The organism is Candidatus Villigracilis affinis, from assembly GCF_016705895.1.
Lineage (GTDB): Bacteria > Chloroflexota > Anaerolineae > Anaerolineales > Villigracilaceae > Villigracilis > Villigracilis affinis.
This window is the reverse complement of the sequence record NZ_JADJKT010000037.1, coordinates 113,896-139,140: the sequence shown is the minus strand read 5'-3', so window position 1 is coordinate 139,140 and position 25,245 is coordinate 113,896. Positions and strand designations below refer to the sequence as shown.

The 25,245-nt window shown below is 50.3% G+C and carries 24 protein-coding genes and 1 tRNA gene; 18 read left to right on the top strand and 7 right to left on the bottom strand.

The annotated features are described in order from the left end of the window. Positions 1–16 precede the first annotated feature (16 nt). The 5 genes from IPI86_RS19455 to IPI86_RS19435 all read left to right on the top strand — a co-directional run bounded on the left by IPI86_RS19455 (position 17) and on the right by IPI86_RS19435 (position 4,519). A complete protein-coding gene (locus IPI86_RS19455; RefSeq protein WP_345299679.1) occupies positions 17–961 on the top strand; it encodes an ATP-binding cassette domain-containing protein in 945 nt (314 codons plus the stop codon). 10 nt (positions 962–971) lie between these two features. Next, positions 972–2,276, top strand: a complete 1,305-nt coding sequence (locus IPI86_RS19450; protein WP_345299678.1) for an ABC transporter permease — start codon at positions 972–974, stop codon at positions 2,274–2,276. 9 nt (positions 2,277–2,285) lie between these two features. Then, positions 2,286–3,482: an ABC transporter permease gene (locus tag IPI86_RS19445; protein WP_345299677.1), complete on the top strand. Its 1,197-nt coding sequence runs from the start codon at positions 2,286–2,288 to the stop codon at positions 3,480–3,482. A gap of 8 nt (positions 3,483–3,490) precedes the next feature. Next, entirely contained in the window at positions 3,491–3,958 is a 468-nt protein-coding gene (locus tag IPI86_RS19440; protein ID WP_345299676.1) for a hypothetical protein, read from the top strand. A gap of 282 nt (positions 3,959–4,240) precedes the next feature. Beyond that, positions 4,241–4,519 (top strand): hypothetical protein, encoded by a 279-nt coding sequence (locus IPI86_RS19435; protein WP_345299675.1) that lies wholly within the window; start codon positions 4,241–4,243, stop codon positions 4,517–4,519. A 59-nt stretch (positions 4,520–4,578) separates the two neighbouring features. Here the strand turns inward: IPI86_RS19435 and IPI86_RS19430 are convergent, their stop codons facing one another. After that, positions 4,579–6,390, bottom strand: a complete 1,812-nt coding sequence (locus IPI86_RS19430; RefSeq protein ID WP_345299674.1) for an aldehyde ferredoxin oxidoreductase family protein — start codon at positions 6,388–6,390, stop codon at positions 4,579–4,581. Between the two features lie 75 nt (positions 6,391–6,465). Then, the gene (locus IPI86_RS19425; protein WP_345299673.1) at positions 6,466–6,879 is read right to left on the bottom strand and encodes an SCP2 sterol-binding domain-containing protein; all 414 of its coding nucleotides are present in this window, start codon (positions 6,877–6,879) and stop codon (positions 6,466–6,468) included. 157 nt (positions 6,880–7,036) lie between these two features. Between IPI86_RS19425 and IPI86_RS19420 the strand changes: the two genes are divergently transcribed. The 6 genes from IPI86_RS19420 (at position 7,037) to IPI86_RS19395 (ending at position 13,440) form a co-directional block, all read left to right on the top strand. Beyond that, positions 7,037–7,936, top strand: a complete 900-nt coding sequence (locus IPI86_RS19420; protein WP_345299672.1) for a transporter substrate-binding domain-containing protein — start codon at positions 7,037–7,039, stop codon at positions 7,934–7,936. A gap of 77 nt (positions 7,937–8,013) precedes the next feature. Next, positions 8,014–8,832: an amino acid ABC transporter permease gene (locus IPI86_RS19415; protein WP_345299671.1), complete on the top strand. Its 819-nt coding sequence runs from the start codon at positions 8,014–8,016 to the stop codon at positions 8,830–8,832. 2 nt (positions 8,833–8,834) lie between these two features. Continuing rightward, positions 8,835–9,599 carry an amino acid ABC transporter ATP-binding protein gene (locus IPI86_RS19410; RefSeq protein ID WP_345299670.1) on the top strand — a complete coding sequence of 255 codons (765 nt, stop codon included), beginning with the start codon at positions 8,835–8,837 and terminating at the stop codon, positions 9,597–9,599. Continuing rightward, on the top strand, positions 9,600–10,358 hold the full coding sequence (locus tag IPI86_RS19405) for an arginine deiminase family protein (RefSeq protein ID WP_345299669.1): 759 nt from the start codon (positions 9,600–9,602) through the stop codon (positions 10,356–10,358). An 88-nt stretch (positions 10,359–10,446) separates the two neighbouring features. Then, positions 10,447–12,096 (top strand): ATP-binding protein, encoded by a 1,650-nt coding sequence (locus IPI86_RS19400; RefSeq protein WP_345299668.1) that lies wholly within the window; start codon positions 10,447–10,449, stop codon positions 12,094–12,096. An 18-nt stretch (positions 12,097–12,114) separates the two neighbouring features. Next, positions 12,115–13,440 (top strand): ATP-binding protein, encoded by a 1,326-nt coding sequence (locus IPI86_RS19395; protein WP_345299667.1) that lies wholly within the window; start codon positions 12,115–12,117, stop codon positions 13,438–13,440. A 36-nt stretch (positions 13,441–13,476) separates the two neighbouring features. Here IPI86_RS19395 and IPI86_RS19390 read toward each other — a convergent pair. Further along, positions 13,477–13,558: transfer RNA gene (locus tag IPI86_RS19390), tRNA-Leu, on the bottom strand. Positions 13,559–13,621: 63 nt separating this feature from the next. On the opposite strand from IPI86_RS19390, the gene plsX reads away from it, so the two are divergent. From plsX to IPI86_RS19365, 5 genes are all read left to right on the top strand, one after another. Further along, complete coding sequence (gene plsX / locus IPI86_RS19385) at positions 13,622–14,641, top strand: phosphate acyltransferase PlsX (RefSeq protein WP_345299666.1); 1,020 nt, start codon at positions 13,622–13,624, stop codon at positions 14,639–14,641. After that, positions 14,638–15,330 (top strand): hypothetical protein, encoded by a 693-nt coding sequence (locus IPI86_RS19380; protein WP_345299665.1) that lies wholly within the window; start codon positions 14,638–14,640, stop codon positions 15,328–15,330. Before plsX ends, IPI86_RS19380 begins: the two co-directional genes overlap by 4 nt. Positions 15,331–15,359: 29 nt before the next feature. Further along, positions 15,360–16,718 (top strand): hypothetical protein, encoded by a 1,359-nt coding sequence (locus IPI86_RS19375; RefSeq protein ID WP_345299664.1) that lies wholly within the window; start codon positions 15,360–15,362, stop codon positions 16,716–16,718. 113 nt (positions 16,719–16,831) lie between these two features. Continuing rightward, positions 16,832–17,449 (top strand): 3'-5' exonuclease, encoded by a 618-nt coding sequence (locus IPI86_RS19370; protein WP_345299663.1) that lies wholly within the window; start codon positions 16,832–16,834, stop codon positions 17,447–17,449. 22 nt (positions 17,450–17,471) lie between these two features. After that, positions 17,472–19,628: a helicase C-terminal domain-containing protein gene (locus tag IPI86_RS19365; RefSeq protein WP_345299662.1), complete on the top strand. Its 2,157-nt coding sequence runs from the start codon at positions 17,472–17,474 to the stop codon at positions 19,626–19,628. Positions 19,629–19,718: 90 nt separating this feature from the next. On the opposite strand, the gene IPI86_RS19360 is transcribed toward IPI86_RS19365, so the two are convergent. Beyond that, positions 19,719–20,990 carry an HD domain-containing phosphohydrolase gene (locus IPI86_RS19360; protein ID WP_345299661.1) on the bottom strand — a complete coding sequence of 424 codons (1,272 nt, stop codon included), beginning with the start codon at positions 20,988–20,990 and terminating at the stop codon, positions 19,719–19,721. A gap of 115 nt (positions 20,991–21,105) precedes the next feature. Beyond that, positions 21,106–21,660 (bottom strand): dCTP deaminase, encoded by a 555-nt coding sequence (gene dcd, locus IPI86_RS19355; protein ID WP_345299660.1) that lies wholly within the window; start codon positions 21,658–21,660, stop codon positions 21,106–21,108. A 163-nt stretch (positions 21,661–21,823) separates the two neighbouring features. Here dcd and IPI86_RS19350 point away from each other — a divergent pair, with 163 nt between their 5' ends. After that, a complete protein-coding gene (locus IPI86_RS19350) occupies positions 21,824–22,417 on the top strand; it encodes a hypothetical protein (protein ID WP_345299659.1) in 594 nt (197 codons plus the stop codon). Positions 22,418–22,485: 68 nt separating this feature from the next. Beyond that, positions 22,486–23,307 carry a DUF1684 domain-containing protein gene (locus IPI86_RS19345; RefSeq protein ID WP_345299658.1) on the top strand — a complete coding sequence of 274 codons (822 nt, stop codon included), beginning with the start codon at positions 22,486–22,488 and terminating at the stop codon, positions 23,305–23,307. 53 nt (positions 23,308–23,360) lie between these two features. On the opposite strand, the gene IPI86_RS19340 is transcribed toward IPI86_RS19345, so the two are convergent. Together IPI86_RS19340 and IPI86_RS19335 are read right to left on the bottom strand one after the other, a co-directional pair. After that, positions 23,361–24,230 (bottom strand): energy-coupling factor transporter transmembrane component T, encoded by an 870-nt coding sequence (locus tag IPI86_RS19340; protein WP_345299657.1) that lies wholly within the window; start codon positions 24,228–24,230, stop codon positions 23,361–23,363. Positions 24,231–24,288: 58 nt separating this feature from the next. After that, complete coding sequence (locus IPI86_RS19335) at positions 24,289–25,242, bottom strand: ECF transporter S component (protein WP_345299656.1); 954 nt, start codon at positions 25,240–25,242, stop codon at positions 24,289–24,291. Positions 25,243–25,245: the final 3 nt, after the last annotated feature.

Sequence of the window (25,245 nt, the reverse complement as noted above, 5' to 3'; positions counted from 1 at the left end):
AAGGTGAAGAGATCAAATGAATAACTCAGCAGCAATTGAAGTTCTGGGGTTGAAAAAGTCCTTCGGGGAAAATCATGCAGTTCAAGGCGTTAGTTTCAATGTAAACCAGGGTGAAATATTCAGTTTGCTTGGTCCGAACGGGGCAGGCAAGACAACAACCATCTCCATGCTTTCCTGTCTTCTGCGCCCCAACGATGGTGATGCAAACATTATGGGACATTCCATCAGCACTGACCCAATGGGGGTCAAATCCGTACTTGGCGTAGTTCCACAGGACCTGGCATTATACGAAGACCTGACCGCGCGCGAAAACCTTAGTTTTTGGGGAAAGATGTATGGCTTGCGTGGCTCGACCCTCAAAACTCGCGTGGATGAAGTGCTGAATGTCATCGGCCTGCGCGACCGCGCCAACGAACGGGTGGGCAAATATTCGGGCGGCATGAAACGCCGTGTCAACATTGGTGTGGCTCTTTTGCACAAACCCAAAGTCATTTACATGGACGAGCCCACGGTCGGCATCGACCCGCAATCGCGGCGCAATATTCTCGACAGCGTGGTGCTGTTAAAAAACGAAGGCATGACCGTGCTTTACACCACGCACTACATGGAGGAAGCGCAGGAACTCTCCGACCATATCGGCATCATGGACCACGGCAAGTTGATCGCGCACGGCACACATGATGAACTCGTCAAAATGGTTGGACAGCAAACACGCATCGACCTAACCTTGAATGGAAATGCCGACCAAGTCATGGCCGCGTGGAAGGAAACCGAAGGAGTATCGCGAGTCACATCCGACGAGAGCCTGATCAGCGTTCTGGTACAGGACAGCAACCTGACATTGCCCCACCTCTTCGAAGCGGCAACAAAACACTCAGCGCGAATCACCTCGGTAAATATCAGCGAGCCAAACCTCGAAGCTGTTTTCCTGCACCTGACAGGGCGCGCCCTTCGCGATTGAGGATGAAGTCATGAAAGCATTCGACATCGCTCTGAAAGACATGACGCGTTCCTTCCGCAGTACATTCGCCGTTATTTTTATGTTCGGTGTGCCGCTGCTTGTCACCGGTATGTTCTATTTCATGTTCGGCAACATCGCCGACGAGGGCGGGTTTACCCTGCCAAAAACCCAGGTCGTGATCGCCAACCTCGATGAAGGCGGACCCAAGTTTCAAGTCAATCCCAAAAACATCCCTGGCGGAAAAGAAGCCGACTCAATGGGCGACCTCATTGTCAGTATTCTGCAAAGTGAGGACATGGCTGACCTGATCGAGATCACACTTGTGCCGAGCGCCGAAACTGCCCGCACCGCAGTGGACAATCAAGAATCACAAGTGGCGATCATCATCCCGACCGATTTCTCCCATCAATTTGCCGATGTGGACGGCAAGGCTGTGATCGAGTTTTATCAGGATCCCACACTGACACTCGGCCCCGCCATCATGCGCTCAATTCTCAACCGTTTTATGGATGGGATGTCTGGAGTGAAGATCGCTGTCAATTTTTTCGTGGACGAAGCGGAGCCTGAACAGCTTTTCCTGACCGGGCAGGTGGTGGATCAATATCTCGAAGTATCACTGGCAGAGAACGATGATCCAGAGGTGGAGCTGCTTGACGTGCGCAATCCAGTCGACGGTCAAAAAAATGATGCGGCTGAAAATCAGAATCTATTACTAAGCATCATCGGTCCGATCATGGGCGGAATGATGGTCTTCTACGCCTATTACACCGGCACATCCACCGCGCAAAGCATTCTCAAAGAGGAAGAGGAACGAACGCTTCCGCGCCTGTTCACCACGCCCACTTCACAAGCGACCATTTTGACGGGCAAGTTCCTGTCTGTGTTCATGACCGTTTCGGTGCAGATCATTGTGCTGCTGATCGCCGCGCATTTGATCTTTGGAATTGAATGGGGCGGATTTGCATCCGTGGCCTTGATGGCGATTGGAATCATCGTCAGCGCATCATCGTTCGGCGTCTTCGTAAATTCATTTTTGAAAGACACGAAGCAGGGAGGTGTTTTATTCGGCGGCATTTTGACCGTAACCGGCATGATGGGTATGATCAAGATCTTTGCCATGAATTCCGCCATTGCCAATAAAATGGGAGATACCATTTCCCTGCTGGTGCCACAGGGCTGGGCAATACGCGGACTTATGCAGGCCATGGGCGGAGAGTCATTCAACAATGTGGCCTTAACGGTGCTGGTCTCGTTTTTGTGGAGCGCGGCATTCTTTGCCATTGGTGTGTGGCGTTTCAACAGACGGTACACGTAGGAGCCAGCCATGATCCGCATTCTCGATATTGCATTCAAAGACCTCTTGCAGCTCTCGCGTGATTTCAAGACTTTTATGTTTCTTCTGATCATGCCGATCCTGTTTACATTTTTGTTCGGCTATGCCTTCGGCGGGTTTGGCGGCAACGAATCTGATTCGCGTGTGCCCGTTGGGTACATCTCGCTGGATGACAATTGGGTGACCGACGAACTGCATGACCTGCTCGATAAATCAGAAGTGATCCGACTCGATGAAAATATATTTCGCTCTGCATCTGACCTTGAAAAACTGGTTGCAGATGGAGAACTCGCCGCCGCCATTATCGTCCCAGATGGCTATGGCAGGGCGGTGCTGAAGGATAAAACGATTCGTCTCACGGTGTTGGCTGATACAGGCACCCAGGCATGGACAACGATCGAAGCAGAGATCCTCACCGCCGCCAGCCGCGTGGACGGCGCTGTACGCACCGCAGCCATCATGGAGCAATTTGAGTTGGAAGGCGTGCCATTTGATTATGCCTTCGATGAAATGCTGGCCGCATGGGACGAGCCGCCCATTGCCATCAAAGAAACTTCCAGCCTTGTTATCGAAGAAGGCGGAGAGAACAATGCACTGGCACACACGTCACCGGGCATGATGCTGCAATTTGCCATTGCAGGCCTGTTGACTGCGGCACAAGTTATCGTCACCGAGCGGAAATCTCGCACCCTGCAACGATTGCTGACCACCGCCACGCGCCGAATCCATATCGTACTTGGACATTTTCTGGCGATCTTTCTGTTGATCTTTACCCAATTCATCATCCTGATCATTTTCGGTCAATTCGCATTACAGGTTAATTATCTGCGCCTGCCATCAGCGACGTTGCTGGTGGCCTTCACTGCAGCGCTTTGCATCTCAGCCATGGGCCTGTTGATCGGGATTCTGGCACGCACAGAAGAACAAGCCATCACCTTCTCCCTCGTTCCGATGTTTGTGTTTTCCGGCTTGGGAGGCGCATGGGTTCCGCTTGAATTTACCGGCAAGACCTTTCAGACCATCGGTCACATTTCCCCAGTGGCTTGGGGCATGGACGGGTTTGAAAACATCGTCGCACGCGGGTTGGGATTCGAATCGGTTTTGATACCCTGCGCTGCACTGGCTGGTTATGCAATTGTCTTTTTCATTCTGGCAGTTTGGAGATTGAATGCAGCCGAGGAAAAGTAGACTTTCCCATGCTTGAAAAACCCGACCTGCAAGATGAAAAGATCGCCGCCTGTTTGAAAGAAAACCATAGTCTGGCCGTAAATCAAATCGAATTCCTGCCTCTCGGCGCAGATATGAATACTGCTGTATATCGTGTTGTTGCGGATGATGAAAAACCATATTTTGTAAAATTGAGAATGGGGAATTTTGAGGAGACCGCGGTTACATTGCCGAAATTCCTCAGCGATGCGGGCATTCCAAACATTATCGCCCCGTTGGCAAACCACTCGGGGCGATTGTGGTCAGAACTTGCATCTTTCAAGTTGATTCTCTACCCGTTCATCGAAGGTCGTGATGGGTATGAAATCGACCTGTCGGTTCGCCACTGGGTTGAATTTGGTATGGCGCTAAAAAGAATTCACAACGAAACGATTCCTTCCCAAATTACAGCCAACATCCAACGGGAAACATTTTCTCCCAATGGCGAGAAAGCGTAAAATCTTATCTGGCAGGCGTTGAGCGTGACGACTTTCCAGCCAATGATTCTGTCGCACAAAAAGTGGCAGCTTTATTGAAATCCAAAAGCGGAGAAATAATCGCCCTGATTCAGCAGACAGAATTGCTTGCAAAACAAATCAAAAGCCAAGCTTCAGAATTTATCGTGTGTCACTCAGATCTTCACGCAGGCAATATTCTGATCGACAGCAGCGACAAGCTGTACATCGTCGATTGGGATAATCCCATCTTCGCTCCCAGAGAACGGGATCTGATGTATATAGGTGGAGGTCAGTTCGCCAACAAACGCACCGCAAAGGAAGAGGAAGAATCTGTTTTACGAAGGGTACGGCTACGCAGATCTTGATCAAGCTGCACTGGCTTATTATCGCTATGAAAGGATCATTCAAGACATCGCCGCCTACTGCGATCAATTATTGCTGACCAACGAAGGCGGGGAAGACCGCGAACCATCCTACCAATATCTGGCATCCAATTTTCTGCCCGACGGAACGCTGGAACTGGCCCATCAGCAAAACAAAACTCGTTTCACCCAGGAGTAGCCTTCGGTGAAACGAGTTGAACCATAAAATTGAAAAACTGATTTATCAGTTGTTAACGGCTATCCCCAAAGGTCTTTTGCGATCTCGGGCAATCCCAGTTCCACCAATTTTTCTTTTGACGGTCTGCCAGTCTGTGTATCCCAGCCGCGCGCCTCATAATACGCTGAAAGCATCCCATCAATATCGAGAGCGAATCCTGCAGCGCCGCCTTCCTGATGAGGCTCAAGGAAAACCTTGGGTAGCTTGTCATTCGCGCGGGTAAGTCCCATACGATTGTTGATGGCGCGTTTGAGATTCCAGGCACGCTCGCCCGACTTCATCAGATCTTCAGTTGTCCAATTCAAACCGAGCTGGGCATTCAGCAAATCCACCTGTGTTTCGGGCGGGACATTTGCAAAGATACAAATGATCACGGAATTAAAGTGAGTGCGCCAATCCTGATGTCTGGCTACATTGGCGGCTTTTTCCGCCTGCGCATGGCGGTCGAAATAATTGATTCCGATATTTTCGTAGGTATGACCAAAATCCACAAAGAAATAATCGGATTGATTATGACAAGCGCCGCGCGGACTGGTGGCATACGAAAGCGCCATCCCTGAAACACCACGCGGATCATGATAGGCAACCTCAAGTCCGTTGACCTGCACAGCTTCATCCTCAGCGCCGAAGGCTTTGCCTAATGCGAGTGAGCCTTTCGACATGATTTCACCGATCCCTTCGCGGCGCACGATCATGTGGATCAACTGTCTCGCAGCGGTAAAACTTCCCCACGCCAGGTCCAGCCCACCCGTATCCTGAAGCGTGATCTTTCCCATTTCAAACAAATGAAAGGCAAGCCCGATCGTGTTGGAAGTGCTGATGGAGTCCATTCCATATTTATCGCACATCTCGCCCAGCCGAACCACATCGCTCAAATTATCGATCAGCAGATTCGACCCAAACCCGGCGACCGTTTCATATTCCGGGCCTTTGCGTTTCACCCCATCTCCAAGGTTGACCACGCGCCCGCATGCGATCACGCACCCCTGACATGCACTGGTTCCAGTCAGAATGCTTTCGGTCATCTTTGAACCGGAGATATTATCCACACCTTCGAAAGAACCCTTGTGATAATACTTCGATGGCATGGAGCCTAAATATTCCGCATAATTCGCCACACCAGACGAGCCGAGTTCATGCAAGATCCTTGCTTCGTTATCCTGCTTCAAAGTGCGATTGGCTTCAGAACGCACCTGCGTATATTTTTCTGTGACCTCGAACTTGTTTTTTCCATAAACGGCAACAGCTTTGAGATTCTTCGACCCCATCACAGCGCCCATGCCTGTTCGTCCCGCCATGCGCCCGTGGTCACAGCAAATGGATGAAAACAAAATACCGCGCTCCCCCGCTTCGCCGATCACTGCGACTCTCGCGCCTTTGACTCCAATTTCCTCTTTGACCATTTCCTGCGTAATGTATATATCCTTGCCCCAAATACGCGCCGCATCGCGGACCTCGAACCTGCCTTCTTCGATCCAGAGATATACGGGGCTTTGAGCTTTTCCTGTGATCCACAAGCCATCATAGCCTGCCTTGCGAAGTTCGGGCCCCCAAAAGCCGCCGATATTTGATTCTGCCCATAAGTTTGTGGCAGGGCTCTTCCCACAGATCACAAATCGGCCTGTGGTTGGGCCGTTCGTACCGGTCAATGGACCGTTGATAAAAAGCAATGGCGATTCAGGTGAAAGCGGATCGAGTTCTTTTGTAAGTGTTGAATACAAAATTCGCGCCGCAAGAGATGCGCCGCCTAGAAAATCCCGCTCCCATTCCTTTGGGATGACGAATTCTTCGGTTGTATTGTTGGTTAAATCGATCTTGAGGATTGGCAACATAAGGTTTCAGGTTAAAGGGTTCACATGTTGACAGATTGACCATCAAATTTTCAAACTAGCCAACCTGTAACACGCTTAAAGAATTTCTGTAGTCACTTCCTGCGCACAGCGGACAAAGTCAAGCACGGTCGGCACATTGCGCATCATGTATCCCATGTTTCCCTTCGCCACTTTCAATTTCATTGTCATCATGGCAGTCATCGGATTCAATTTTCCCAACAGCACAGCCGTAATGTTTTCATAAGATGCCTGCAGGATGAAGGCCGGGCTTGGGTAGGCAGATGCATCAGGCATGTATTCCACTTTTCGACAAGCGCCATGCCACAGGTCCAGATAGAACGTGAGCGGCTCTTTTAAATTTCCGCCGGGCTCAATATTGAAGAACAAGTCGCCTTCCCAATTTTTTGCCAGTTCACGGTACTTCTCATCCGAATTCAATTTTATCTCCAACCCCTTGAGCCATTCTTCGCTCGGAAAAATTACAGACATGCCTGCCTCCAAAAATTAGTATACATAATTGTACCATTACGGATTTACATGAAATCCTTGCATAATTGATAAAAATAGTCTATGCTTAACCCACGGAATGAAACATTCCGTGGCAATGAAATATTGCCAATCATTTTTATTTCTCTTGGAGGAGATAATGAAAAAGCTTTTGACAATGGCAAGCCTGCTCGTAGTAGCATCACTCATGCTTACCGCTTGCGGTGGGGGCGGCTCAACTGCCACCGATTTGCTCGGCCTAATCAAGGAACGTGGGTACATCCTCATTTCCACCGACCCCAACTATGAACCCCAATCCTTCCTCAATACCGAAGGCTCCCGCCCATCAGATACCAAGTGTCCATCCGATGCTTTGACCACTGCTGAAATGCAGGGCTTCGATGTGGATGTAGCCATTGCCGTCGGCGATGCGCTCGGTGTTGAGACCTGTTTCGCCACCCCCGGTTGGGACACTCTCACTGCCGGTAACTGGGCAGACAAATGGGATATGAGCGTTGGCTCCATGACCATCACCACCGACCGCCAGAAGGTGCTCGATTTCAGCGTACCTTACTACTACACCCCCGCAGTTGTTGCAGTACTCGCCGACTCTGAATACCAGACCCTCGAGGACCTCGCTGGTCAGGCCATTTGCGCAGGCGTTTCCACTACCTACGAATCCTGGCTCAACGGCGCAGACATTGGCCTTCCCGCTTCATCCATCTACGCCAAGCCTCCCTCAGGCATCACCGTAGTCCCCTTGGAATCTGACCAGGAATGTGCCCAGGCACTCGCCGCTGGCCGCACTGACTTTGCCGCCTACTCCACCTCCGCCACGGTAGTGAATGCGAACATCGCCGCAGGAATTTCGGTTCGCCAACTTGGCAGCGCAGTGTACTCTGAAGATCTTGCCGCAGCCTTCGACAAATCTTCAACCCTGCCCACCGCAAGCCTGATCGCCGAAGTGAACAAAATCTTCGAGAAAATGCACGGCGATGGCACCCTGACCGCAATCTCCACAAAATGGTTCAGCGAAGACCTGACCCAGGCTCCCAAGTAATCCATCCAACATTAAAAGGGAAGCGGCATGGTATGCCGCTTCCCTTGCTATTAATTCCTTGTGGAGGAATTTAACTCATGAACCTTTTTGCCAAAGCAGAATCTGGTGCGCCTAAAACACAGGCCGAGTTGTTGTTTGCAGCGCAGCAGCGCAAAGAACGTCACTTTCGCGCGAACGTAGCCCTTACCTGGGGCATCCTGCTGTTTTTGCTTGTCCTTCTTTTCAGCGGCCCTATTAATATAGACACAACCTTTATCAAAAATAACATGTTGTTCATTGCGGGTGGGGTGGGTGAAACCATCCGTATATCAATCCTTTCCATCATTCTTGCAACGATTCTGGCTTTATTAGCGGCGCTGGGCAGGCTCTCCACCTTCCCACCCATTTATGCGCTCAGCACCTTTTATGTTTCATTGATCCGCGGCACACCTCTTTATTTGCAAATCATGTTCTTCTTCCTCGCCCTTCCACAGCTGGATATTCGCATGCCCGGGCTTTGGGCAGGCGTTCTCGCGCTGGGGTTAAATTACGGGGCGTACATGTCTGAAATTTTCCGCGCGGGGCTGGCGTCTGTCGGCAAAGGCCAAAGAGAAGCCGCCACCGCGCTGGGCATGACCCCGGGTCAGACCATGAAGCGCGTCATCCTTCCGCAAGCCATGCGCTTCGCCATCCCGCCGACAGGCAACGAATTCATCGCCATGACCAAGGATTCCGCGCTGGTTTCAGCAACAGGCTTTGTACATGAATTGACCTGGCGCGCCGTCAAAGTAGGCCGCGCACAATTCCATAATCTTGAAGCCCTGATCATGGCCGCCATTTTTTACTGGACCATGACCATCATCCTTTCCTATATTCAGGGTGTTATTGAAAGCCGCCTTGCCAAGGGAGACCGATAAACATGACATCCTCGATCGTAAAGATATCCAAACTCGATAAGTATTTCGGACGTTTGCACGTTTTGAAAAATATCAGCCTTGAGGTGCCAGAACGACAAGTGGTCTGCTTGATCGGCAGAAGCGGTTCTGGAAAAAGCACACTCCTGCGCTGCATAAACTTTTTGGAAGAACCCTCCCATGGCAGCATTGAAGTGGACGGTGTCCGCGTGGAAGGCGGCGAAAAAGGTTCACACCACCGCCAGCTCGTCCATGATGTACGCTTGAAGACAGGCATGGTGTTCCAGGAATTCAACCTCTTCCCGCACATGTCCGTTCTTGAAAATGTCATTGAAGCGCCGATCATCGTCAAGGGGATGGATCGTAAAAAAGCTATCGAACTCGGCGAACAAAACCTCGATAGCGTGGGCATGCTTTTCAAAAGAGATGAATATCCCATGCGTCTTTCGGGCGGCCAAAAACAGCGCATTGCCATTGCCCGCGCCCTCACCATGGAGCCGCGCGTCATGCTCTTCGATGAACCCACCTCGGCGCTTGACCCCGAACTCATCGGCGAAGTGTTGAACGTAATGAAAAAGCTTGCCAAAGACGGCATGACCATGCTGGTGGTCACCCACGAAATGGGCTTCGCCCGCGATGTTGCAGACCGCGTCCTTGTGATGGCGGAAGGCGAATTGATCGAAGACTCGAAACCCGAAGACCTTTTCAAGGATCCGAAAGATCCACGCACCAAGGCCCTGATCGATCGCTATCGCTCCGGAGAAAACTAAATGACCATCGCGATCACCCGCAAAATTAGTCCGCGGTTCAACGAATGCGAGGTCACACATATCGAGCGTACGCCCATTGATCTGGATGTGGCCCGTGCGCAGCATGAGGAGTATGTCAACGCGCTGGCATCACTCGGCTGTCAAGTGATCGAACTGCCTGAAGAGCCTGACCTGCCTGACTCTGTCTTTGTGGAAGATACAGCCTTCATCCTGCCTGAAGTAGCGGTCATTACCCGACCTGGAGCTGATTCTCGAAAACCTGAAACAGAATCCATCATCCGGGCATTGTCTCCGCACCGCCCGCTTGTGCATGTCACGGAGCCTGGCACTGTGGATGGCGGCGACGTGCTTGTGCTTGGAAAAAATATTTATATCGGTATTTCCACACGCAGCAACGATTCCGCCGTTCGTCAGCTTCAGGAACTGCTCGCCAAATACGGCTATGAAGTGACCGCCGTCGAAATGCACGACTGTCTGCACTTGAAGACCGCCCTCACCAAAGTGGACGATAAAACCCTGCTTATCAATCCCAACTGGGTGGACACCTCCCATTTCAAAGGATTCGACTGGATCGAAGTGGACCCTTCCGAACCTTTTGCCGCGAATTGCCTACCCGTAGGTGATGGAATCATTTTCCCCACCGCATTTCCAAAGACAAGACAAAAGCTCGAGCAAAAAGGTTACAAAATACAGGCTGTCAACGTTGCTGAACTGGCAAAAGCCGAAGGGGCAGTCACCTGCTGTAGTCTCGTTCTTTAAACTCCGACATATCGGTTAAAATCTCTATCATTACTGATAGAGATTTTTTTATCGCAACTCCAACCATCACCACAAATAAACCGACCTCATGAAGAAGACTGACCCCTTAGTAAAGGATGTAAAAACCACTCCAAAGGAAAAACTTCCGCGACGAAGTGATGTACTTCTAGATGCAATCGCCCAATCGGCCGTAAAGCTTCTGGAAGCACCAGATTGGCGTACCGAGATCAACGACCTCCTCAAGCTGCTGGGAGAGGCAACCAACGCAAGTCACGCCTATTTGTTTGAAAATCATCTTGGTAAAAACAGGCAGATCGTAACCAGTCAAAAGTATGAATGGGTTGGCGTCGGACAAAAGCCCGAGATCAACAATCCTGATTTCCAGAATGTACCCGTCCTCGAAGAGGGCATGTCTGAGTGGTATTCAGTGGTAAGCGCGGGAAAGCCGTTTTATAACACGACAAAAATATTCGAGTCCATATGGCAGGATACGCCGGGCCGTCAGGAGATAAAAACGCTTCTGGATGTTCCTATCTTTGTGGATGGCAATTGGTGGGGAGTGATCGGGTTTGATGACTGTGAGCGCGAAATGGCCTGGTCAAAAGCTGAAATCCACGCAATGCAGGTAGCCTCAAGTATGCTGGGGGCAGCCATCAAACGCCAGCAAACAGATGCCGCCTTGCGCGCATCTGAAGATAAATTCCATACAACATTTCACCATACCTTTGTTCCCATGGTAATAGGCCGCCTGTCAGACCGCACAATCGTTGACATCAACGAAGCGTTCAGCAATGAATTGGGCTACAGCCGGGATGAAGCTATTGGACGAAATGCGAGCGACTTAAGATTATGGGTGGACCCAGACGAGCACACAAAGCATCAAGAACTGCTCAAAGAACAGGGTTTCATCCGTGAATTCAAGGCAAAGTTTAGGCGAAGCTCGGGGGAGACCGGGGTGGCACTGATATCTGTAGCACCGATCATAGTGGATGGTGAAGCCTGTGTGCTTTACACCCTATATGACATCACCAAGATCGATGAATTACTTGTGGAATTGCAAAACAAGAACAATGAATTGGAGAGTTTCACCTATACGGTTTCTCATGACCTGAAAGCACCACTTATCACTATCGGTGGATTCGTCGGATATCTTGAAAAAGACATCGTCAACGGAAATGCCGACAAGGCCAGGAAAGATGTTCAGCGCATTATGGATGCGGTCGTCAAAATGCAGCGACTGCTCAACGAACTGCTCGAACTCTCGCGAATCGGAAGGTTTATCAACAAACCAGAGATTGCAAACATAGGCGATTTGGCCAGAGAGGCAGTTCGGGCACTCCATAAGCAACTGACTACAAACAAGGTTACATTGACAATCGAAAATGACCTGCCAAATGTCGAAGTGGACCGCCACCGATTGATCGAGGTATTTCAAAACCTTTTCGAAAATGCGATCAAATTCATGGGGGAACAGCCGAATCCAGAGATCAAAGTAGGCCTGCACAGGAGAAACGATGAACAGTTTTTTTTCGTTTGCGACAATGGAATTGGCATCGAATCGCAGTATCATGAACGTATATTCGGGCTATTTAACAAACTGGACGCAAGAACGGATGGAACGGGCATCGGTCTCGCGCTTGTAAAGCGCATCATCGAGTTTCACGGCGGCAAGGTATGGGTCGAATCGGAACTGGGGCACGGAGCAAGCTTTTACTTCACATTGGCAACGCGCACTTGATAAACTCAAAGGTGTGATATGGAAAACAGACCAGGCTACAACGAACCGCTTTCATCCTATCTGAGAAGACGTACGTATGGCAATGAAGAACAAGTTGCCAAAATAATGCGTTGGGTGGCATTCTCATCCCTGTTCGTCCTGCTGGTGTTGGGTATCAATCTGCTGTTCAAGGGGAAATATACAGAAACAGTGGCAATCCTTATCGGTATTGTACCGATCATTACCAGTCTGATCATGATCAACAGGGGAATGCTCTCGCTTCCGATTACCCTCTTTGCCATTAGTGCGATCATCCTACTCACGTATATTTCCGCAATTGGAAATGGAATCCATGATGTAGCCATCATGGCCTATCCAATCATCCTAATTGTGACAGGGCTGATACTAAAAGGAAAGATTCTCCCCTATCTGACAGGTTTTATCATATTGTGTTTGTCATGGCTTGTCTTCGCAGATATTCTGGGCTTTTATCATCCAAACGGCGGGTTAATCGCCCAGGCAGATGATTTTCTGTTTGCCAGCGCGATCATCCTGATCACGAGTAACGCGGTCTATTTGTTGGTAGGGTATATTCACCACAACTTAACGCTGGCCCGAGAAGAGATCGAAGAAAGGGAAAAAGCGGAAATGGCGCGCGAGGAACTAGTTCAGCAATTAAAGCTAAAGAATCAAGAATTGGACAGATTCGCTATTACCGTTTCGCATGACCTGAAAACTCCACTCATCACAATCACGGGTTATCTGGGCTATCTGGAAAGGGATGCAATTGCAGGCGACAAGGATCGGGTCCGAAAAGACATCGAACATATCAATGAAGCTGCGAAGAACATGGGGAAACTCGTGGATGAGATATTGGATCTCTCCAGAATCGGGCGCATCATGAATCCGCCGCGAGAGGTATCCTTTGAAGAGATCGTAGAGGAGGCTCTCAAAGCGGCAAGCGGCTTATTTAAGGCGAAGCAGGTCAAAGTTAAAGTGGGAAGCGGGTTTCCAGTCATCTATTGCGATTTTGCACGCATCGTGCAGGTGATCCAGAATTTGGTCACGAATGCGGTCAAGTTCATGGGCGAGCAGGCTGAGCCGCTGATCGAGATCGGTTCGGAAGTGAAAAGCGGTGAGCGTGTGTTTTTTGTGCGGGATAATGGAGTGGGAATTGACCCCAAATATCATGAGCAGGTATTTGGGCTGTTCAACAAACTGAATGCGAAAACTGACGGTCTGGGAATCGGATTGGGGATCGTCAAACGGATCATTGAGGTACACGAAGGCAGAATTTGGGTTGAATCGGAGCTGGGGAAAGGCGCGAGCTTTTATTTCACCCTGCCAGACAAGCCGCTTGTGTAAAACAAAACATCCCCGTCCAAAGAACGGGGATGTGAGTGCGCTGGAGAGGACTTGAACCTCCACGCCTTACGGCACACGCACCTCAAGCGTGCCTGTCTGCCAATTCCAGCACCAGCGCAAGCAGGCCGTATTATAATCGGCTTGGTTTTCTTGTCAAGCACAATTATCACAGGAGATTTATATGGCTCGAATCGTTGTAGATGCAATGGGAAGTGACAGTCACCCCGTTCCAGATGTGGAAGGGGCAGTGATGGCCGCGCGTGAATACGGTGCGGAAATCATTCTGGTGGGAGATGAATCGAAGATCAAACCTGTGCTCGACTCGCAAAATACAGAAGGCCTGAAGATACGCATCGTCAATGCGCCCGAGATGTTGACCATGGAAGACAAAGGCGAAAACCTTGTGTTGAAGGCGCGTTCGAAGGACGCAAAAAATTCGATGGCGGTGGGTATTGACCTGGTAAAGAACGGGGAAGCCGATGCATTTGTCACTGCAGGCAACACTGGGGCGGGAATGGTGACCGCACTGTTCCGTCTGGGACGCATTCGCGGTGTGGATCGCCCTGCGCTGGCGCCTATTTTCCCAACCGCAACAGGCACATGCGTTGTGCTCGATATCGGAGCCAATCCTGATTGCAAGCCAGAAAATCTTTTTCAATTTGGGATCCTTGGGAGTATTTATGCCGAAAAGGTGCGCGGCGTAAAAAGCCCGAAAGTTGGGTTGGTATCGAACGGTGAGGAAGAAGGTAAAGGCAACGAACTGGTCAAAAACGCAACTCCCTTGTTCAAGGCATCAAAGTTGAATTACTTCGGCAATGTGGAAGGCAAGGAAGTGATCGGCGGAAAAGTGGATGTGGCAGTTACCGACGGATTTACGGGCAATGTAATGCTAAAATCATCAGAAGCGGTTGCCAAGCTGATTACAGATAAGATCCGTGAGATCATCAAGAATGGAAGCATTTTGACGAAGATCGGCGGACTGCTCGTGAAGCCTGCATTGGGTGCCATTAAAAAATTACTGGACCCAAACGAACAGGGTGCGGCTCCCCTGCTGGGTGTCAATGGATTGGTATTCATCGGCCATGGCCGCTCGGATGCGATCGCAATTAAGAACGCGGTCCGCGTGGCAAAACATGCCGTGGATGTAAAAGTGCTCGACGCAATGAAATCTGCAATAGAAGAGAGTTTACAAACTAAATGAAAATCGTCAAGAACGAGAAATTGATCGCACGCAATGGAAAGATCGGACAATGGATGAGCCTGGCATCCCTGGTGGTGCTTGGATTGGGTCTGTATATTTCGTTTTCAATGCCTGAGTATTTCGCTTACTCGATTGTCTGTCTGGTGATCGGTTTTACGATGACCCAGATCAGCATTTATATGGGCAATCGCTGGGGAAGGTCGCCGCGCGCAGATGAAAAATTCGATGCGGGACTCAAAGGATTGCACAGCGACTTTTCGATCTATCACTTCTCCTCGCCTGTTTCTCACCTGATAATTGGACCCTCCGGTGCGTGGGTGCTTTTACCGCTTCATCAGCGCGGCAAGGTGGTATTTCAAAAGAACCGCTGGAAGTTGAGTAATGGCGGATTCCTACAAGCTTATATGAGCATCTTCGGACAGGAAGGCTTAGGACGCCCCGATGTGGACGCCGAGACCGAAGTCCAAACTTTGAAGAAATTCTTCGCTAAAAAGCTGGACGAATCAGCCATTCCTGAGATCAAGCCCATTTTGGTTTTCACCAACGACGAGGTCGAGATAGACGCGGGCGATTCGCCCATCCCAGCGATGAAATTGAAGCAGCTTAAGGAGTTCATGCGTCAGGGCGGCAAGAATCGCATTCTATCCAATGAACAGATCAAGGTGCTGACTGACGCTCTGGCTTCGTAATTTTTTTCGCCGCGCATTTTAGAGGATTCATGAATGTTCCCCAAAAATACGGAATGACTTTTTTGGTCTGGGTCATTCTGGCTGGCATGGCATTTATTCGATTGACTTCGTATGGGAGCATCAATCTTTCGGTAGCCAATGCTGATACGCCAAGCTATATCGATGAGGCGGCGCCGCCCCTGTTGGCAAGGGACATGTTCACCAAGAGCCGCCTTTTCACTACGAACCTTGTCTACAATCTGGCAAAGGTTCAGAATTGTGAACTAACTGCCATCAGCCACCCCGCGCTCGGGTTGGAAACTGAACGCGCGGTGCAGCCCTGCTTTACACGGATCGTTCTTTTTCAAAACCTGCTTTCAGTCATTGCCTGGAGCGTACTGGCTTTGGCTGTTGCCAACAGAGTGGCTGGCGGATTTGAAAAACTGCTGGCGGTTATTATTATTCCCGCTTTTGGATTCACCCCCGCCATTGCAGACTGGGATAGCATCCTCGGCTCGGAGTCGTTGACCTTTTCACTGTTTGCCATCAGCCTGACTTTGTTGCTGAAAGTCTGTTTCAAGGCTGCATCGGATGAAAGGGACGGTTCCAATTCCACCCTGCTCACTGGTCTGACATTGACAGCCTTGTTCCTTTGGACATTTACCCGCGACTCGAATATTTATGCGATCGCGATCTTGTTCGTGTTTGCGCTCATTTCTTTTGCCATATTCCCGCGCATCCGCAAGAATAAAAGCTTGATCATCATCAGCACGGTGCTGCTCGTTATCACCATCCTTGGGCTGCAAAGCGCCATGGAAAGCAGGCGTTGGAAAAAACCGCTCACCAACGTATTTGCGGAATACATCCTACCATTTCCCGCCCGTGAAGAATTCATGATGGGACTGGGGATGCCAGACACCAAAGCGGCTGAATATCCCGTCTGGTTCAAGGAAAGCGCACCGCGAGCCTATGCCCGATTTTTGATCGCGCACCCCGGATATACATTCACGTCCTTTACGTCCAATTTGGGTGGGATTTTCTCTGAAAACATACAGCCCTATTTCTACTCAGAGCAAACAACCGTCCGAAAAACTCTGATCGCGCTCAACGACATCCTGCACCCAAACACCTACCTCGTTTTTGTTTTGGATCTTTTGTTGATTCTCGGGCTGGCATTTTCGGCGTTCACTAGAAAAAATAGTGACCTCACTGCCTGGGTCTGGTTGGGCGTGTGGCTGATCGCCAGCGCAACAATCATGATGGTGATCAACTTTTTTGCTGATTCCATCGGCGTTACCCGTCACACCATGCTTGCGGTTGAAACCTTCCGTCTGATGCTGTGGGTCTTTTTGATCATCCTGTTCGATCAGGCGAACCGAAAAGTTTTAGCAGTGACGGGAAATGGCTAAACAATTTCATGGTACACTTGTTCTATCTCCAGAATCGCTAAAAATCAAGCTTTTACAATAACGATCAGTGAAAATCAAATTCTGGATTTAGCAAGTACGAGATACTCCGTAATATGACCACTATTGTCTCTCTGGATATCGAAACCACTGGCCTCGACGAAAATCGCGAGGCCATTATTGAAATTGCCGCCGTTAAGTTCAATGGCCGCCGCATCGAAAACGAATTCAACACACTGATCAACCCCGGCAAACATATCCCCGAATTCATCACGGGGCTGACAGGCATAGACGATGCCATGGTTCGTCAGGCGCCGCGCCTGCGCGATATTGCGCATGAATTGACTGCCTTCGTCGGTGATGCACCCATTTTGGGGCACAACGTGAAATTCGATATTGGGTTTCTGCGCAAGGCGGGTTTATTCGAATACCAGCAAACGATAGACACTTACGAACTCGCATCCGTGTTGATGCCCACAGCCAGCCGCTACAACCTCGGCTCTCTGGGGCAGCAGCTCAATATTCTGCTTCCCGCCACCCATCGCGCGCTGGACGATGCCCGCGTCACACAGGCGGCATACGTCCGCCTTTTTGAGATGGCGTGTGAACTTCCGCTGGAAATCTTGAATGAGATCGTACAGCTTGGCGATTTCGTGGATTGGGATGCGAGTTGGGTCTTTCAACAGGCCTTGAAGAATCGTTCGAAGGAAGCACCGAAAGCCAAAGCGCATTAAGATCGCTGATTTTTCGGGGCCGATGTTTGAATCAGCGAAAAAAGAATCAGCCTCCATTCAGAAAACCGAAGAACCGATTCCGCTTGACCCTGAAGAGATCGCCGCAGTGCTCGAATATGGCGGACCGTTCTCACAATATTTCGAATCCTACGAGCATCGTCCCGAACAGGTCGAAATGCTCAAAGCGGTGACCAATGCCCTTTCAACCGGCAACCATCTCATGGTCGAGGCGGGAACCGGCGTTGGTAAATCCTTTGCTTATCTCGTACCCGCAGCATATTTCGCGGTCCAAAATCATACTCGTGTGGTCGTCTCCACAAATACCATCAACCTGCAGGATCAGTTGATCAAAAAGGATATCCCAAATTTAAAAGCCGCGCTTAATTTGGAAGTGAACGCCACCGTGATGAAAGGCCGCGGCAATTATCTTTGTCCGCGCAAGCTGGAATACATGCGCTCGCACGGCCCGAAGGACGCGAATGAAATGCGCGTGCTGGCCAAGATCATGGTGTGGATGCTGGACAATGCCAGCGGCGACCGAAACGAACTCAACCTCACCGGCCCCACTGAGCGCGAGGCATGGTCGCGGCTTTCCGCTGAAGATGATAACTGCACAACCGAAACCTGCATGGGCCGCATGGGAGGTTCGTGTCCATTCCAGCGCGCGAAACAAGCCGCGCTCAACTCGCATATTCTCATCGTCAATCACGCGCTTTTGCTTTCGGATGTTGCATCGGGAAGCAAAGTGCTGCCCGAATATGATTACGTCATCATCGACGAAGCGCACCACATGGAATCGGCGGTGACAGGTGCTTTGTCTTTCCGCCTTACGCAAAACGACCTCGAACGCATGATGAAGGAATTGGGCGGATCTTCAGCAGGCATCCTTGGCCGCATTCTGACGGATTTGCATTCCTCGCTTCGCCCCTCCGACTTTGGCCTGCTTCAACAAAAAATAAAAAGAGCCACCGACCAGGCATTTCGTGTAGAACAACTTGCCAAACAGTTTTTCATGAATCTCAGCGACTTCATCGCGATCCAACGCGAAGGACAGCAGGCAAGCACCTACTCCTGGCAAATGCGGATCATCCCCGCCACACGCACCCTGCCCGGTTGGGACGATATCGAAATGAGCTGGGGACAGGTCGGTGAGACCATGTCACTGCTATTGAAGACCCTTGATGAGTTATACAAGGGACTCGGCGATCTCATGTCTGAGGGTCATGACAGCGTGGAAGATATCATGGGAAACCTGAGCAGTCTCATGCGTCGAATGACCGAAGCCGAGGCGGCAGCGTCAGGCTTGATGCACAAACCATCCAATGAATTGATCTATTGGGTGGAAGTCAATCCGCGCGGCGAAAGATTATCGTTGAACGCCGCACCATTGCGCGTCGGTCCGCTTGTGCAAAAACATCTCTGGCACGAAAAAGCCAGCGTCATCATGGCGTCAGCAACAATGACCACGCATGGCGAATTCCAATACATTCGCAACACACTCTCAGCCGAAGAAGTGGATACGGTTTCGCTTGGCTCGCCCTTCGATTACGAATCGAGCACGCTGCTTTACGTGGCGAACGATATTCCTGAACCGAATGTCCACGGCTATCAGCAGGCGCTGGATAAAACCATCATCGCCACCGCCAAAGCCACAGGCGGACGGATGCTTGTGCTGTTCACATCCTATGCCGCGCTGAAGAAAACCGCGCAAGCCATTACGGGTCCGCTGGCGCGCGAGGATATTTTCGTCTTTGAACAAGGCGAAGGCGCGTCACCAAATGCCTTGTTGGAATCGTTCAAATCCACTGACCGCGCGGTGCTGCTTGGCACTCGTTCATTCTGGGAAGGCGTGGATGTGCCTGGCGATTCGCTTTCGGTGGTTTTCATCACCAAGCTCCCCTTCGATGTTCCATCCGACCCCATCATCGCCGCTCGCTCGGAACTCTATGAGGATTCTTTCAACGAATATTATCTGCCTGAATCCATTTTGAAATTCCGTCAGGGATTTGGCCGCCTCATCCGCTCGGCTTCTGACCGCGGCATTGTCGCCATTTTAGACCGCCGCGTGCTGACAAAACAATACGGGCGTTTGTTCCTCGAATCCCTGCCTCCCTGCACCGCAAGGCAGGGAGCCGCCGCAGGTCTCGCGAAGATGGCAGGTCAATGGCTCGGGTTGTAGGAAGATAAACAAAAAAGCGCAGAGATGCAACAAATAAGCACTCTGCGCTTTTTTGTTAAAACGATTTTTGAATTCAGTTAATAGGTTGTTTCAAACAGCTAAATTTTCGAGCCTCAGGAAGGTATCCACAACTTTGGGGTCAAAGTGGGAACCAGAATCTTTTTGAATAAGCGTGCGGATCTCACTCGGGGGTAATCCCTTACGATACGGACGATTCGAAATCAGCGCATCCCACACATCCACCACCGAAAAAATACGCGCCGCAAATGGAATTTCCTCGCCCTTCAATCCGCGCGGATAGCCGCTGCCATCCCATTTTTCGTGATGACAATAAGGAATGTCCAAAGCAGGATGCAGAAATTTGATCGGGCTTAACATCTCGTAGGCATAAATTGGATGTTTCTGGATCTGCGCACGTTCTTCATCGGTAAGGCTGCCTGGCTTGAGCAGGATGCCATCCGGAATGGCCATTTTACCGATGTCATGCAGAAGCGCGCCGCGCGTGATGTGCAGAAGCGCATCTTCGTCAACGCCCATGGCCTGGGCCAAACGCTGGGTGAGAGTGGTTACCCTTTGAGTGTGGCCCTCCGTCTCCTTATCTCTCAAGTCCAGTGCGCGCACCCAGCCTTCCAGGGTAGCTTGATACGCGATCTGCAGTTCCGCATTGCTTTCTTGAAGGTCATCGAACAGGCTGGCATTGTCAATGGCTACGGCGGCTTGATTGGAAAATGCCGAGATCAGCGACAGGTCATTGTTTCCAAAGATGCCTGTATGAGCGCGATTATCTACATAGATCACGCCAATCAAATTATCTTTTATCTTAAGCGGCGAGCACAAAATGGAACGCAGACGATACGCCGCCACGCTGACTTGCCTGCCAAAACGCGGATCATCCTGCGCATTCGTGGTCAGGATGGCATTACCCGTCTCAGCTACTTGCTGCACGACTGTTTTACTGATCGAAAAGATTTCCTGCGCCAAGTCTTCACGGTCACCGCCGCGGGCAACACGTACCTTCAACTCGCCATTCGGCTCGCGCAACATCAACAAACCGCGCTCCGCCCCCATCAGGGCGATCAGTGAGTCCATTACCATCTCCAGCACGCGTTTCAAACCCAACGAGGAATTGATCGCGCTGCCCACACCGACTAATGCTCCAACCTGCCTCTCGTAAGTGCTAAGGTATCCAGTCATGCTGTGCTTGAGCGCAGCCATTGTGCTGGAGATCTGCGTCAGGTCACGCAGCACCAACGAGGTCTGGCCATCTGTCGAGCGCGCAAGATGCGAAATGACACGCAGTAGCATCTTGTTCATTTCATCCATCTGTTTATGCATATTCTGCGCTTCATTTGATTCGGTCATAAAAGGGCTCCTCGATAAAGACAAAATCTACCATTTATTTTAATCACTTCAAGGCAAAGGGCAAGCACGAACAGGGAAAACAATAAACGGGAAAACGAACCTGCGATCCCTTTTATTACAGCTTGGGCAAAACGATCGATTGCTGTTTCTGGTACTTCCCCTTTTTGTCGGCGTACGAAACTTCACACTCCTCATCCGCTTCAAAGAACAACACCTGTGCAAGCCCTTCGTTCGCATAGATCTTGGCGGGCAAAGGCGTGGTGTTCGATATTTCAAGGGTCACAAACCCCTCCCACTCAGGCTCGAACGGCGTCACATTGACGATGATCCCGCAGCGGGCATATGTGGACTTTCCGAGACAAACTGTCAGCACTTTGCGCGGGATACGGAAATATTCCACTGTGCGTGCCAGTGCAAAAGAATTCGGGGGCACAATACATACATCACCTACAAAATCCACCATAGATTTCGTATCAAAATTCTTTGGGTCTACCGTGGCGGAAAAGACATTGGTAAAGATCTTGAATTCATTCGCTACACGAACATCGTAACCGTACGAGGAAACACCGTACGAGATCACCCCCTCACGAACCTGGCTGTCCACGAAAGGTTCGATCATTTTTTGCTCCAATGCCATTTTACGAATCCACTTATCAGGCTTCAATCCCATACTCAATTCTCCTTGGGCTCCGTCAGATTTTGACGAAAGCATAAATTTTTTTCTGCAAACTGGCATGATTTTATAACAAAACTGTAAATCCGCAATGTGAAATCCTGTTATATAATCCCCGCCGTAGTTAATGGCCGTACACCCCAATCAACAGGAGAGAGTAATGAAAAAATTCTTTGGTTTTCTAAGTAATGAAATTTTCCTTGGCACGATGATCGCATTATTGAGCGCATTCACCGCCATCGCCAGCTATCAGGGCGCAATGTCTGACTCGGAACAAAACAAGTTTGAGATCATGGGCATGCAAACCCTGAACGATGGCAACGCCGAATACCTGCGCGCCAACCAGGATATTACCCAGGATTACAACTACTTCGACAACTGGTATATCAATTCGGAAGAACGCCCTGATATCGCCGAATATTATCAATTCAGTTTCTCAGAGCAACTTCTGGCCGCCATGGAACGCGACCCCGAAGGTGTTTGGGATGAACAGTATTACAACGACATGTACGCCGATGCCACTTCTTTGTGGGATGAATCAGACGCCAACTTCAGCCTTGCCACCCAGTGGGACGAGCGCGGTGACCAGTTGCAACTCGTTATGTTGATCATGGCGCTTGGTCTGGCTCTCGCAGCTTGGTCATCCCTGCTTGGCGCGGAAAGCAACATGCGCACATTATTCTCGCTGTTCGGCCTTCTCAGCTTCATCGCTGGCCTCTTTATCTATCTCACCATGGTCCCCTCTGTCGGGTAAAACAACATAACAAATCAGAAAGGCGGGTCGGCAACGACTCGCCTTTTTTTGTTGGTATAATTTCAAACATGACCTCAAAAACCTATCGGCAAACGCTCAATGAATGGCGCCAGGAACGCGATAAAACCATTCGCCAGGAAAATGGCTGGCTCTCCCTTGCAGGACTCTACTGGTTAAAGCTTGGTAAAAACCAGTTCGGCTCCGATCTCAAATGCGAGGTTCAGCTGCCTGCGCGTGTTCCCGCAGTCGTTGGCTATCTTGAATACAACGGCAAATCGGTAAGCCTGCGCACCATTGATGGACACAAGGTTTACGTGAACGATAAACATACCGACTTTGCCATTCTGCAGCCCGATATTTCCGAGAACCCCAGTTTCATCAAACTGGAAGATGTCTGCCTCGTGGTCATTCAACGTGGAAACAGACTTGGCGTGCGCATGTGGGATAACCAACGCGAAGAACGACGATCATTCCCCGCTCGTGCCTGGTACGACATCGATGAGCAGTATCGCATCCCTGCCACATTCACCCCCTACGAACGCCCAAAGATGGCCTACTTCCCCGATATCACTGGTGAAAAATCCGAATTCCCCGTGGAAGGATATCTATCCTTCGAATTCGGCGGAAATCACTACCAGCTCGATATCAACAAGGAAGATGACGGCACACTCTTCATCCGCTTCTGGGATCCCACCAGCAAGGATGAGACCTATCCCACAGGCCGCTACTTGATCGCAGATGTCGAGGCTGATGGAAAAATATTCATCGACTTTAACAGGTCCTACTCCCCCCCCTGTGCTTTCACAGATTTCGCCACCTGCGTTTTTGCTCCCGAGCAAAACCACCTCGATTTCAGGGTGCAGGCAGGCGAGCTCTATAACAAACCATAATAAAAATAATCGCCGTGAAAAACGGCGATTATTTTTATCTCAAATCATACGACCTAAAACATATTGATTAAAGCTTCTGGCACCCAGAACGCGCCCATGCCCATGAGACCTACAACAATCGAAGCGATCAAAATCGCCACGCCGAATGCGATCAAAACCCTGTCACGGGTTTGATAGGTCAATACATCCAGCCATGTGCGCGGACCCACGCCAAACGCCCGCAGATCCATCGCATCGATAATATCTTCACTGCCAATGATCGCATGGATCGTCACAGGCACAAAAATAGGCCCCAGTTTGCGCACCTGTTGAATAATCCCCCCGCTGATCTTATCCAATTCATAACCGCGCGCCCGCTGCGCATCCATCGTCAGTTGGAAATCCCTGCCAAAGGTTGGGATGAAACGCATGGTCAAGTCCATGGCGTAGGCAAATTTATCGGGGAGGCCAATGCCCTTGAAGGTGATTCCGTACAAGGCGGGGTTGAGCGAGTACGGAATCAGGATCGTCATCACCGCAATACTGGTCACACGTACCAACTGACTGACGGAGAAGAATGCCCGTTCGACAGTCACTTTCAAGGTGGGCGTCCAGCCGAGAATGGAAAATGACGCCTTGAATTCGCGAATCAAATGTTCCTGCTCGTACAACTCTGTTCCGCCGCGACCTGTGAGAAAGGTCAATATCGCAAAAAAGAAAACAAAGCCGACAATGAATAAAAACGCACGGCGAATTTCATGCCACTTTACCCCCGAGGTGAGCAGAACAAACATGGCGATCACAAGGAACGGCAGGAGAAAGCGCACATCCCAAAATGAAAGGGTTGCAAAAAGGAAGCAACCGTAAAAGATGATCCACGCGCGCGGATCAAAGGATTGGATAAATGAATTTTCGCGTTTTCTATAGCGCCAGGCAACTAACATAATCAACCTTCAAGGCCCTAAGGGTTTTTGAAACCCTTAGGGCCTTTGTAAATCAAATTTAACGACCCGACTGTCTGCGAGTGGAGGCGTAAGCAACCACAAGCATGGGGACGAGAATGGCAGCGAAGATCAGGTTCGGGCCAGCGGCGGGCAGGAATTCACCCACCACAGCGGCAGCGAGGCTGAAACCGTTGATGACAATGTCGGAAAGTGCGGCGAACAAAATGCCGACGATATTGCCCAACATGCCCCAGGTCACAGCGGTGGCAACATCTTCATTATCCTTGAAGAAGTAGCGGACAGCAAAGACAAGCGCGAAGCCGATGAGGATGGCAATACCAGCGAAGAGCGAGATCTGCTGATCGCCGAAGATGCCGTTATCCACATCAAAATAGGTCATATTGGCCTGATCGCGGTTCATGAAGAACAAGAGAGCGGTGAGGACAGCCAGCGCGGCGCTGATGTACAGAACCATGTCCATGCTCTTCTTCTTGTCGGAGAACAGCATCCACATGCCAGCGACAAAGCCAACGAGGCCGTTGCCGATGCTCCATTGCGGAGAAAGGCCAAAGCCCGTGAGTGCATCACCGAACATGTTGCCGACTGCGCCAGTGAAGAAACCGACCACTGGGCCGAAGGCAAAGCCGAAGAACATCGGAATGGCGATGGCGGGACGTAGTGAAACCTGGCTAAGCGAAGGCACCACAAATACGGTTCCATTGAACAACCAGGAGAACACGGCGTACAACGCCGCGCCAATAGCCATCCAAACCACCTGACGGGTCCCGACTTCCCAGGCTGCATTTTCTTTCGTCATGAAGTACACGACGAAGGCAATGGCAACACCGATCAAAACGAAGACGAAGCGTGACACTACGCTGGACTGATCAACAGAGAAATTGAACAGGGCGCCTTCGGCAGGTTCCTGTGCACCAAGCACGAACATCACCACGCCGAAAAGGGCGAGCAAAACAACGAATGAAATCAATATATTAGTGAACTTCTTATCCATCTT